At 62.2% G+C, this 12,018-nt stretch carries 11 protein-coding genes and 1 pseudogene; all 12 read left to right on the top strand.

Annotation, left to right across the window (positions count from 1 at the left end; all coding sequences use genetic code 11):
- The first annotated feature begins 371 nt into the window (after positions 1–371).
- Complete coding sequence (locus NUH86_RS23350) at positions 372–2,099, top strand: strawberry notch C-terminal domain-containing protein (RefSeq protein ID WP_267253182.1); 1,728 nt, start codon at positions 372–374, stop codon at positions 2,097–2,099.
- A 153-nt stretch (positions 2,100–2,252) separates the two neighbouring features.
- Positions 2,253–2,399 (top strand): hypothetical protein, encoded by a 147-nt coding sequence (locus tag NUH86_RS23345; RefSeq protein ID WP_267253083.1) that lies wholly within the window; start codon positions 2,253–2,255, stop codon positions 2,397–2,399.
- Between the two features lie 90 nt (positions 2,400–2,489).
- On the top strand, positions 2,490–4,616 hold the full coding sequence (locus NUH86_RS23340; protein ID WP_267253082.1) for a ParB/RepB/Spo0J family partition protein: 2,127 nt from the start codon (positions 2,490–2,492) through the stop codon (positions 4,614–4,616).
- A gap of 163 nt (positions 4,617–4,779) precedes the next feature.
- A complete protein-coding gene (locus NUH86_RS23335; protein WP_196227666.1) occupies positions 4,780–5,055 on the top strand; it encodes an AbrB/MazE/SpoVT family DNA-binding domain-containing protein in 276 nt (91 codons plus the stop codon).
- The gene (locus NUH86_RS23330; RefSeq protein WP_267253081.1) at positions 5,052–5,450 is read left to right on the top strand and encodes a type II toxin-antitoxin system VapC family toxin; all 399 of its coding nucleotides are present in this window, start codon (positions 5,052–5,054) and stop codon (positions 5,448–5,450) included. The genes NUH86_RS23335 and NUH86_RS23330 overlap by 4 nt, the downstream gene beginning before the upstream one ends.
- Positions 5,451–5,749: 299 nt before the next feature.
- Complete coding sequence (locus NUH86_RS23325) at positions 5,750–5,989, top strand: FitA-like ribbon-helix-helix domain-containing protein (RefSeq protein ID WP_196227664.1); 240 nt, start codon at positions 5,750–5,752, stop codon at positions 5,987–5,989.
- Positions 5,986–6,426: a type II toxin-antitoxin system VapC family toxin gene (locus NUH86_RS23320; RefSeq protein WP_267253080.1), complete on the top strand. Its 441-nt coding sequence runs from the start codon at positions 5,986–5,988 to the stop codon at positions 6,424–6,426. Before NUH86_RS23325 ends, NUH86_RS23320 begins: the two co-directional genes overlap by 4 nt.
- Before the next feature lie 451 nt (positions 6,427–6,877).
- Positions 6,878–7,312: pseudogene (locus NUH86_RS23315) on the top strand (ArdC-like ssDNA-binding domain-containing protein); the annotation flags it as partial.
- A gap of 101 nt (positions 7,313–7,413) precedes the next feature.
- Positions 7,414–8,934 (top strand): IS21 family transposase, encoded by a 1,521-nt coding sequence (istA, locus tag NUH86_RS23310; RefSeq protein ID WP_096367681.1) that lies wholly within the window; start codon positions 7,414–7,416, stop codon positions 8,932–8,934.
- Positions 8,931–9,746, top strand: coding sequence for an IS21-like element helper ATPase IstB (gene istB, locus NUH86_RS23305; RefSeq protein ID WP_269148367.1), 816 nt, complete (start codon positions 8,931–8,933; stop codon positions 9,744–9,746). The genes istA and istB overlap by 4 nt, the downstream gene beginning before the upstream one ends.
- Positions 9,747–10,273: 527 nt before the next feature.
- Positions 10,274–10,918, top strand: coding sequence for a hypothetical protein (locus tag NUH86_RS23300; RefSeq protein WP_196227659.1), 645 nt, complete (start codon positions 10,274–10,276; stop codon positions 10,916–10,918).
- 141 nt (positions 10,919–11,059) lie between these two features.
- Entirely contained in the window at positions 11,060–12,016 is a 957-nt protein-coding gene (locus NUH86_RS23295; RefSeq protein ID WP_267253079.1) for a hypothetical protein, read from the top strand.
- The last annotated feature ends 2 nt before the right edge of the window (positions 12,017–12,018 follow it).

The following is a 12,018-nucleotide window of genomic DNA, read 5'->3' as shown; positions in this document are numbered from 1 at the left end:
CCTCGCGATAAAGCCTGATCCATCGGAACATGGAGGGCGCCCTCGAACTCACCGCCGTGGTCGACGGGCTTGAACACACAACCCTCAACAGCGGGGCCAAGGCCTCGGCCCGCTCGCGCTTTGAATCGACCAAACAGCGCTTTTTTGGACAATTGCTTCTCAGCATGAAGCTGCCGACCGTGATCGGCGCTATCGACTCCCATCTCAAGGCTGGCCAGTCGGTTGTCCTGCAGCTGGTGACGACAGCGGAATCGATCCTCGATCGTCGGCTGGGCGACCTGTCCCCCGACGAGCGGGCAAATCTGGAAATCGATCTTTCTCCCCGCGAGTATATCATCGACTATCTGGAGCGCGCCTTTCCCATCCGCCAGATGCGCGTGTTTACAGACGATACCGGAACACCGCGCTCGATGCCGATGGTGGATGACAATGGCCATCCCGTCTACAATCCCGAGGCGCAGGCCGCGCGTGACGCGCTGATCGAGAAGCTCTGCGCGATGCCGCCGATCATGTCCGCGCTCGACGCGTTGCTCGAGCATTTTGGACATGACAATGTTGCCGAGGTTACGGGCCGCACCAAGCGATTGATCAGTGCGAGCGATGGGCGCCAGAAGCTCGAAAGCCGGTCTGCCCGCACCAGTCGGGCCGACGCCGCCGCCTTCATGGCCGGGAACAAGCGCATTCTCGTCTTCTCGGACGCCGGCGGCACGGGCCGCAGCTATCATGCCTCTCTGGACGCTGCCAACCAGGAGCAGCGCGTGCATCTGCTGCTCGAGCCGGGCTGGCGCGCGGATCGCGCTATCCAGGGTCTTGGCCGTACGCACAGGACGCACCAGGCCACGACCCCGCTGTTCCGGCCGGTGACAACAGACTGCAAGGGGGAGTTGCGTTTCACGAGCACCATCGCCCGGCGGCTCGACAGTCTTGGCGCGCTGACACGCGGCCAGAGGCAGACAGGTGGGCAGGGGCTCTTCGACCCCGCGGACAATCTCGAAAGCGAATATGCGCGCGCTGCGCTGCTTTCCTGGTTCGACCTTCTTGCAATGGGCAAGCTCACCAGTGTCACGCTCGACGACTTCCAGCATCGGACCGGCCTGGAGCTGGTGGACAAGGACGGCGTTCTCAAGGATGAGATGCCGCCTATCCAGCGTTGGCTCAATCGCATTCTCGCGCTGCCGATTGCGCTTCAGAACACTATTTTCGACGAGTTCCTCGCCCTGATCGAGACACGTGTTTCGGCTGCACGCGAGGCTGGCCGTCTCGATGTCGGCGTCGAGACGATCATGGTCGACAAGGCGACGCTCATTGAGGATAGCGTGCTGCGCACCGATCCGCTCACGGGCGCAACCTCGCATCTCCTCACCATCGAGATCGCCCGGCGCCGCAATCCGGTGTCGCTCGATCGGATCCTGCGGATCGCCGACGGTGATGGAAGCGCCGCCTTCATGATCAATCACAAGTCCGGGAAGGTGGCGCTGCGCACGCGGGCACGGGCGCTCATGGAGGAGAAGGAAGGAACCCCCATTCCCCGTGTCGAAATGATGCGGCCAACGCGAAGCGACTACATGCGTGAGCATGACCTGTTCGAATCTTCCTGGGAAGAGGTGGACCGGCAAGCTTTCAGCGCCATCTGGTCGACCGAGGTTGAGGCCGCGCGCCAGATTGTCGAGAGCGAAACCGTCCGTCTGGCAACGGGGCTGTTGCTGCCGATCTGGTCGGCGCTACCCAGCGATCACCTCGCCGTCAACCGTATCGTCGATGCCGAAGGACGGTCCTGGCTCGGTCGCCTTGTGTTCGACGACCATGTGCCCCAACTCTATACCAAGCTGGGAATCGACTGTGCCGGTGCCTTGCCAGTAGAGGCTGTCGCCAAGGCGGTGACGGCAGGCCGAACCATCGACATATCGCGGCCTTTTGCGCTCACAATCAGGCGTTCACTCGTCAACGGTTCGCCTCGGATTGAGCTTGCCGGCGCCCCCCATGACCGGCTGCCCTGGCTCAAATCGATCGGCTGCTTCACCGAAGTGATCCAGTATCGAACAAGGGTGTTTGTCCCCATGGGATCGGCCGAGGCGGTCCTCGGCCTGTTGCTCGCCTAGATCGTCGCGCCAACGCTGCTCAGAGCAGCATAAGAAAGTCCTGCCCGACCGAGCCGGGCAGGCTCTCAAGTTTAACGGTCGGGACAAGGCTTTCGACTCGCCAGACCTTTGGGTCGCTCCCCTTTCTAACAGATCAGATCCCAGAAGCCTTGTATGAATGAGACGTGTATCACCAACCCCGGTCCCGTCGCGCGGTCAGGGCAGCAGCTTGCCATATGGGCGCAGCACAAGCGTCTCTTCGGCATTGTCCAGTATCGTTGTTCGCCGGAGGCGCTGACGCGTCCATCGTCATACGCCTGACTGACGGCCTCCAACGGTCCAGAGCGGGGAAAGGGAAGAGGGAGCGGAGCTGGTGTCCGGGCTGATCCGGACGTTTGATGGAGCTTTCCCATGACCACATCCGTAAAGCTTTCCAAGCTCACGCTTTCGTCGATCAACGTCCGCAAGCGGCCTGACGATCTGCTTGAAATCCCGCAGATGGCCGCCGATCTCGAGGCGCGGGGCGTCCTGCAGAACCTGCTCGTCACACCCGTGAAGAAGCCTCGTGGCACGTTCGAGGTGTTTGATGGCGGCCGCCGACTGCGGGGCCTGCTGATGCTGGCGGAGCGCGGCGTCATCGATCCCGAAACCTATGACGTTCCCGTCAAGGTGCTGGTCGGCGACGAGGCGACCTTGTCCGAAACCTCGACCGCGGCCAATTTCCACCAGCTCAAGATGACTCCGGCGGAAGAATGCCGCGCATTCCAATATTTCATCGGCCTCAACAACGACATTGACGGTGTCGCCAAGCGGTTCGGTCTCACGCGCCGTTTCGTTGAGGGCCGCCTGCGCCTCGCCACCTTGGCCGAGCCGATCTTCGAGGCGCTGAGCGAAGGCGCGATCACGCTCGATGTCGCCAAAGCCTATGCCTCGACCGAAAATCAGGAGAAGCAGCTTTTGGTCTGGACCAGTTATGGCACCACCTATTCCAATGCCGACACGATCAGGCGGGTCATTGCCAACGAGACCATGAAGTCGACGGACCCGGTTGCAATCCTGATCGGTGAGGACCGCTATGTCGAGGCCGGGGGCAAGGTCGACCGTGACCTGTTCAGTGAGAGCGGCGACAAATGGGTCAATCCCGAGATCGCCCAGCGACTCGCCGCCGACGTCATGGAAGCCGAGGCCAAGCGTGTCGGTGAAGAACTCGGCCTTGCCTGGATTCGTCCGATCGCGTCCAACTACACGCACAGCGCCGCCGCCGGCCTCCATCGCGTCATTCTGCCCGCACCTGACCTCACCGACGACCAGCAGGTGCGGCTCGAGGAAATCTCAGCGCGGCAACAGGCGATCTCGGAAGAGATGGACGACGAGTCCCTGAGCGAAGATGCCTATAAGGCGCTCGATCAGGAATATGACGCACTCTCCGACGAGGAGCATGCGATCTACCATGTCGCCCCGGTGCTGCCTGATGAGCTCAAGCCTCAGGTCGGTGTCTTCCTCAAGCTTACGCCACAGGGCGAGATGGTGCTCGACACCGAATATTACAGCGAGGAACCTCTTCGCCTCAATGTCGCGGAGGACGCCGAGGAAGGGGATGAGGGGGATGCGGCCGGCAACCGTCCGGGCGACATGGGCCGCGATCACATGCCTCCGCCACCGGCTCCCGAAACCATCGCGCCGGGCGGCAAGCCGCTCAGCGCTCGCCTCTATGACGAACTCGCCATGCAGCGCCGCGACGTCCTGGCGGCCGCGTTGCTCAGCCATCCCGCGCTCGCGCTCGACTATGCGCTCTTCGTGATGATAGATGATCGCATGAGTTCGTTCAGCGCTTATGGGTCGACCATTCGCGCGCGTTCCGCGACCGACCCGGTGTCGGGCGAACAGCCGACGACCCGGGCGCGCAGCTATCTCGCCGAAGCCCATGACGGGCTCGATGCGAACTGGACCGAGCACAAGTCGGAGGTGGAACGGTTCGAGGCGTTTCGTGCGCTCGATGACGATGGCAAGGCGGCCTGGCTCGCCTATATCGTTGCGATGTCGCTCGAGGCAAAGCCCAGCTACCGTGCCGAACAGTGCCCGCTCCACAACCGTCTCGCGACGATCATGGAGGTCGATGTCGCAAGCTGGTGGCGCCCCACCTCTGCGAACTTCTTCGATCGTGTCAGCAAGGGTTCGATCCTGACCTTGCTTGCCGACGTTGGCGGCGCTGCGCTTACCGCCCGGCACGCGACGATGAAGAAGTCGGAGATCTCCGAATCCTGCGCCAGGCTGTTTGCAGGCGAAGCGATAGTAGAACCCGAGGTGCGCGATGCCGCGCTCGCCTGGGTGCCCAATGCGATGAAGTTTCTTGACAAGGCCGACGCGCAGGAACTGGTCGTGGCCGAAGGTGAGGGCGACGAGGACATCGGCGCAACCGCCGACGAGCCGGACGTGGTGGACACCGACGGTGCGGTTGCCGGCGACGGCATAGCGGTTCAGCCTGGCGCCGACATGGTCGCGCAGGGCGATGAGGAGAAGCCGGCGCTCGCGGCCTGACGCCTGACCTCTCCTGGATGACCGGCCGCCGGCGCTCCCCCGCGTCGGCGGCCAATTTCATGCATCCCTTCGCGCTCTATCGTGGGGCATGATTCGCCGGTTGCCGGCACAGTTGAAAGTAATGCAGTTTCGCATTATTCTATGGAAAGCCCGGAGAATGCTCATGACCACATTGACCGTCACAGCGAGGGGACAAGTCACGTTCCGGAAGGATGTCCTGAAGCACCTCGGTATTCAGCCGGGTGGCAAGATCCAGCTCGACCTCCTTCCCGACGGCAGGGCCGTGCTCAAGGCAGACCAGCCTCGGGGGACCTGGAAAGATATCGCCGGCATGCTCAAGGGGAAGGGCAATGGCGCCCGCCTTTCGATCGACGCGTTGAACGACGCAATAGCCGATGCCGGCTCCGATGCCGGTGCTACCGGGATCGAGCGCAAATGAAGGCGACGCTCGACACGAATGTCCTGGTTCGTCTCATGATGGGCGATGACGAAGCACAGCAAGCAAAGGCGGTCGAGGTTCTCGAGGCCGCGGAAGTCGTTGCCGTCAGCGTCCACAGCCTGTGTGAATTCTCCTGGGTGCTCGGGCGTAGCTATGGCGTCGAACGCGCCGACATCGCTTCGGCCATCCGGCATATTCTGGACCTGCGAAACGTCGTGACCAATCGACCCATGGTCGAAGCGGGGCTCGACATATTTGAGGCGGGCGGGGATTTCGCCGACGGCGCGATTGCCTTCGGCGGCCAGTGGCTCGGCGGCGAAACTTTTGTTTCGTTCGACAAGAAGGCGGTCAGGTTGCTCAAGGCGAACGGTCTCGAAAGCGTCCTCCTGACCTGAGCGTTGCGATCCGGCGCCGCGAGGAGAGGCGAGGGGAAGGAATTTCGGCGAATGGCGGAGCGGGAAAGGCCCGTTTCCAGGCCTGCCGAGGTACCCATGCCCAATCCCAAGCGCGTGAGCCGCGACGTTGCCGCTGAAATTACCGATCTCACCATCTGCAAGCTCAAGGAGGGCGTTCCGCCTTGGTGGCGTCCCTGGCGCTCCCCGCGACGGCGGCCTTCATCCCGTTGCCGGATGTTGACGGATTGACGACGTTGACGTCAATGATATCATGAGGTCAGAGTAGAATGGAGGCTCAGATGCCGGGTGCACTTCAAGTCCGAAACCTCGACGATGATACCATTCAGCGTCTCAAACGGCGCGCGGCTCGCCATGGCCGCTCGGTTGAGGCCGAGCACCGTGAAATCCTGCGTCAGGCTCTATCGGGCGAGATGGAGCCATCGTTCCAGGAACTCGCCGCTCAGATGCGAGCCTTGACCGCAGGCCGGTCGCAGACGCCTTCCGAAGTCTTGCAACGAGAAGGGCGAGACGAACGGTGACCGCGTTCGTCATCGATGCGAGCGTCGCTGTCAAATGGGTGATCACAGAGGAAGATTCGCAGCAGGCGAGCAGTTTGTTTTCAGGGTCGATCCTTTCGGCACCTGACCTGATCATAGCTGAATGTGGCAACATTCTTTGGAAGAAGGTCAGGCGCGCGCAGTTAACGGAGGACGAAGCATTAATGGCCGCTCGCATTCTGCAGCATATGGATGTCGAACTACACCCTATGCGCCCGTTGATGGAGAGGGCAACGCGCTTGGCGATGGATATTGGGCATCCTGCCTATGACTGTCTGTATCTCGCGCTGGCGTTGGAGAAGGGCATACAGTTCGTCACGGCGGATCTCGGCTTTGTGTCCAAAGTCCGTCAGACGCTTCCGGAGGCCGCGAGCACCGTTCAATCCCTGGCGGATGTCGCCGCCAAAGGGTTGCATTAGATGGATGCCATTGCATGACCACTTTAACGATCGGGGTGATGAGTGAGCTTGCCTTACCGGCTGACGTCCTCCAGCATCTTGGTGCCGCATATGGAGGTAAGCTTCGTCTCAGGCTGATGCCCGATGGCCGGGCGGACCTCACGGCCGGTCGGTCCGGAGGATCCTGAGACGAGATCAGCGGCATATGGAAGATCAGGGGAAACGGAAAACGCCATTCGATCGACGATATGAGCGCTTCCGCTGGCGATGGCGGCGCTAACTGATCGACCGTGCCCGCAAGGACGCCACTTGCCGCCGCCGATGCACGGCTGAGCGGTTCGAAGCGAATAGCGGTGCTCAACGCGCGCTCGCCCCCGCGACCGAATGAGAACTATCCGGGAAAAGGTGAGGGGGAGCAATCACGACGAAGGGGAGCGGGATGGGCCCAGCTCCATCAGCGTCGAGAACCTCCATGAACCAGCTCAAGCGCTCCAGCCGCGATGTTGCCGCCGAAATCACCGATCTCATCATTCGCAAGCTTGAAGAGGGCGTGCCGCCTTGGTCGCGTCCCTGGCGCTGCAACGGCGCAGGCGGTCGACCGCTTCGTCACTGCGGCACTCCATACAGTGGTGTCAATACATTGTATCTTTGGGCACTGGGCGATGCCGAAGGCTACCGCTCGCGTTACTGGATGACATATCGCCAGGCCGAGGCGCTTGGCGGCAACGTCCGTCGCGGCGAAACCGGGGCGGTCTCGGTCTATTATTCCTCCTTCAAGAAACAGGAGCAGCACCCGGAAACCGGGCGATCGGTCGAGCGCAACATCCGCTTTCTGCGCCATTACATCGTCTTCAATGCCGACCAGGTGGACGGATTGCCCGCCTATTTCTATGCGCCTATTGAACCGGTGAGAACACCGGGAATAAAAGGGGCCACGGATCGGCCAGTCTCACCGGATTAAAAAGGGGCCAGTCCTGCTAGACCTCCGTTTTTGGGCGGAGGTGGAGGATGAAGAGAGTGGAGCTTTATCAGAAGGTCCGCCGCGCCGTGCTGATTGACGGGATGAGCCGTCGCGCTGCCGCCCGGTATTTTGGGATCAATCGCAAGACCGTCGACAAGATGCTGTGCTTTCCAGAGCCAGCAGCGCACGGCCGGAGCGGGCAAACCTACAGCCGCAAGCTGTCCGGATTTACCGACATCATTGACCAAATCCTGGTGGATGACCGCAAGGTTCACATCAAACAGCGACACACTGCCGCGCGTATTTTCGAGCGTCTGCGCGATGAACATGGCTTCACCGGCGGCATCACCATTGTTCGCGACTATGTGGCGGGCGCCAAGTTGCGCAGCCGCGAGGTGTTCATACCATTGAGCCACAAGCCGGGGCATGCGCAGGTGGATTTTGGTGAGGCGGACGGGATCATCGACGGCAAGTTGGTGCGGTTCCACTATTTCTGCATGGACCTGCCGCACAGCGATGCGCCGTTCGTTAAAGCCTATCCTGCCGAGGTGGCTGAGGCATTTTGCGAAGGGCACGTGGCGGCCTTTGCCTTCTTCGGCGGCATCCCGCAGTCGATCCTGTATGACAACACCAAGCTGGCAGTGGCGCAGATCCTGGGCGACGGGAAGCGCGAGCGCAGCCGGATGTTCTCGACCCTCCAGAGCCATTACCTGTTCGAAGACAAATTCGGGCGCCCCGGCAAGGGTAACGACAAGGGCAAGGTCGAGGGGCTGGTCGGTTATTCCCGGCGCCACTTCATGGTGCCGAGGCCAGAGGCGCCCAGCTTTGATGCGCTGAACGCGCGCTTTGTCGAACAATGCATGGAGCGACGACAGGCCATCTTGCGCGGGCATGAGCGCAGCATCGGTGACAGGCTGGTGGCTGATCTGGCGGCCTTTATGCCGCTACCGGCGGTGCCGTTCGATCCCTGCCATATGGTGACGGGGCGGGCCTCGTCGATGTCGCTGGTGCGCTATCGTACCAATGATTATTCGGTGCCGACGGCCTATGCCCACCAGGAGGTCGTAATCAAAGGCTATGTCGATCGGGTTGCGATCATCTGTGGCGGGGAGCTGATCGCAGTGCATCCGCGCAGCTATGAGCGGGAGGACTTCATTGCCAACCCGCTGCACTATCTGGCGCTGTTAGAACAGAAACCCCGCGCGCTTGATCAGGCAGCGCCGCTCGATGGCTGGGTGCTGGCTGAACCGATGCATCGCATCCGACGACTGATGGAGGCGCGCAGCGGCAAAGAGGGACGGCGCGAGTTCATCCAGGTGCTGCGGCTATGCGAACGCTTCGAGCAGTCCCTGGTGGAATGGGCAGTGGCCCGCGCGCTGGAGATGGGGGCAATCAGCTTCGATGCGATCAAGATGATCGCGCTGGCCCGCCTCGAACAGCGTGTGCCGCGCCTCGATCTGCAATTTTACCCGCATTTGCCGCGCGCGAATGTCGGGCGTACCGATCCGCGCACCTACATGGGCCTGCTCTCGCAGGCAGGCACTCCAGCGACGGGAGTGGCAGCATGAGTGATCCCATGATGCCGCTGCCAGCCATCGAGGCCGAACCCACCAGCGTGCCGCCCGCTGTACTACTGGCCAACCATCTCAAAGCGCTCAAGCTGCCCACCTTTGTGCGCGAGTATGAGAAGGTCGCCTTCGAGGCCGCGCAGGATCGGGCCGATTACCCCCGCTATCTGCTGCGCCTGTGCGAACTTGAACGGATTGATCGCGAGCGCCGGATGGTGGAGCGCCGTATCCGCATGGCTCGCTTCCCGCACACCAAGAGCTTTGACACCTTCGACTTTGCAGCCCAGCCATCACTGAACAAGGCCTTGGTTCTGGAACTGGCGCGCGGTGAATGGATCGAGCGGCGGCGTAATGTCATTGCGCTGGGCCCCAGCGGCACCGGTAAGACCCACACCGCCCTCGCGCTAGGACTGGCTGCGTGCCAGAAAGGGCACAGCGTGGCCTTCACAACGGCCGCGGCGTTGGTCCATGACCTGATGGAGGCTCGCGACGAGCGTCGCTTGCGCAGCCTGCAAAAGCATCTGGCATCTGTAAAGCTGCTGATCCTCGACGAGTTGGGATATGTACCATTCACCGCCGTGGGCGGCGAGTTGCTGTTCGAGGTACTCAGCCAGCGCTATGAACGCGGCAGCACGCTGATCACCAGCAATCTGCCCTTCGATGAATGGACATCGGTGTTCGGCTCCGAACGCCTGACCGGCGCCCTGCTCGACCGGCTGACACACCACGTCCACATTCTCGAGATGAATGGTGACAGCTTCCGTCTCGCCAGCAGCCGCAAGCGCCAGAAGGACAAGGGGGAGGATAAATGACCTAAGAACGGGCGGCCATCGGCAGCGGGAAATCGGCTTCCGCTCCGCTCCAGCCGCTTCCCCGCTGCCGATGCTGCCCAGCCTCAACCTTGGGGCTTTTTGTTCAAACCAACTGGCCCCATTTTAAACCGGTGCCTGGCCCGTTTTTATCCCGGCGTTGACACGATCTTCATCCTGTCGTTCGACGAGGCCGTTTCGCATCCCGAGGATTAATCAGTCAGTCGCAAGGGACGGCTGTTTTGGGCGCGCCCATGGACGTGGCGGACGCCGACGCGCGGCATAAGCTTCACGGACGTTGCCGTGATTGGCGCCCACCTGGTCGAACCACCCGCCACAAACTGGCTCGGAGAGGGCGCTCGCCACCTGTCGGTTCTCCGTGTTTGCGCCTCGGCATGTCGCCGACGGCATCGGAACGGTGGCTATCAAGTCTTCAGCAGGTGATGTCGCCATTCAGGCGGTACCCGGGGAAAAGGGGAGGGGGAAGGAGTGCGCGAGCGAATGCACCGCTCAAATTTCCGGAGGACGCCATGAGCTACGATGTCACCTTCCGCTACAGCCAGGCCTTAGACCCGAGCGCACTGGCCACGATTGAGACCTCGCTCCACGCGATCCAGGCCGCCATCACCGATTGCCGCAATGCCGGGCTTCCTGTCGAAACCGACCCCGCCGTCATTCTGCTTGTGCGCCACCTGTCGCAGATCGGCGCACAGCGGACCGACGACGCGGATCTTCGCCGCGCCTGTGTCGCGCAGGTCGAAGAACTTCGCGGCAGGCCGATGCTCAAGATCCTGGCGGTCCGTGGGGTCGCCTATGATGCACCGGCCAAGCGCCTCTTCCATGCCCAAGGCCGGACGGCCATGCGCCATCTTGCAGCAGCTCTTGCCCTTGAGGACGGCAGTTTCGACATTCGCTCAAACAAGGCCGGTCCCGCCGTCTCGGGCGATGTTACGCTCCACGGGGAGAGCATCTGGGTCCAGCTGTCGCTTGGTCCGTTCGGACCTGGCCGCGAGGTCTGCTTTCGCAAAGTGCAGGATCGGCACGACCATATTGGTCAGCGCAACTATTGGGCGTCGGTCCGGGACCTCCTTGAACCTGAGCAGTTCGCAACGCGCATTCGTCAGGAATTGAGGCTTCCCGCATCCGCCCCAGACGCGCCGCGCCTGGTCGCGTGATACACACCCACGCCGCGAAGTTCGCTGCGCGCAGCCGCCGCATCACGACCTCAATCTTTCATCCTGGAGCCCGGTCGTGCGCGTCGTCTGCATGGGCGGCGCTCGGTGCGCAGATTGGCTGCGCGAGATCGGAGTCTTCCCATGAACGCAACCGCTTTTCCTTCGCTCCTGCGGATTCCCGGTACCATCCAGATTCACCCGCCGGCACCGGTCGTCCTTGCATATGGCATGGGCGTGGACAGCACTGCCCTGCTTGTCGAACTTGAAAGCCGCGGCACTCCGCCTGACCTCGTGCTCAGCGCCGACACGGGTGCCGAGAAGCCCGAAACTTACGACTACCAGGTCATGATAGCCGCCTGGATGGCGGCGCGCGGCATTCCCTATGAGGTGGTCCGCTATGTGCCCCGACGCTTCAAGCATTGGCCTCCTTATTACGACATCCTCGCCAATGTCCTCACCAACGCGACCCTGCCGAGTATTTCGCTTGGCGGCAAATCCTGCAGTCTGAAATGGAAGGCGGCGCCTCAGGAGAAGTTCCTGAAATCCTGGACTCCCGCCAAGGCCGCCTGGTCGCGCGGTCAGAAGGTCGTCCGTCTGATCGGGTTCGACGCCTCACCGCAGGACACGCGCCGCTACACCCATGCCGCCTCGATCACCAACGACCTCTTCGATACCCGTTACCCTCTGCGCGAATGGGGCTGGGACCGCGCCCTTTGCACCGCGCGTATCGAGGCCGCCGGACTTCCCGTGCCGCCCAAGTCAAGTTGCTTCATCTGTGGCGCCATGAAGCCTGACGAAGTCCGCACGCTGCCCGCCTGGTGCTTGCGGCTCATCGTTCTCATCGAGGCCCGTGCCGCGCCGCGCCTTCGCACCGTCGAGGGACTTTGGCGCCGTTCGACCAAGACCCGCCCAGGCCGAATGACCGATTTCATCCGCGCGGAGGCGCTGCTGCCCGAGACCGAGATCGACGCGATCATCCGCGATGCGCCTGCAGATCTCGTTCGCTTTCAGGACATCGCCGCCCTCGTGCCCCTGGCCGAGCGGCCTGCCATGTCCGACTGGCTGGAGACTTTCAATGCCGGTCGCCTCACGAGATGAAG

It is taken from the genome of Sphingobium sp. JS3065, from assembly GCF_026427355.1.
Classification (GTDB): Bacteria; Pseudomonadota; Alphaproteobacteria; order Sphingomonadales; family Sphingomonadaceae; genus Sphingobium.
The sequence above is the reverse complement of the archived record's forward strand: the minus strand, read 5'-3'. Positions and strand labels throughout refer to the sequence as shown.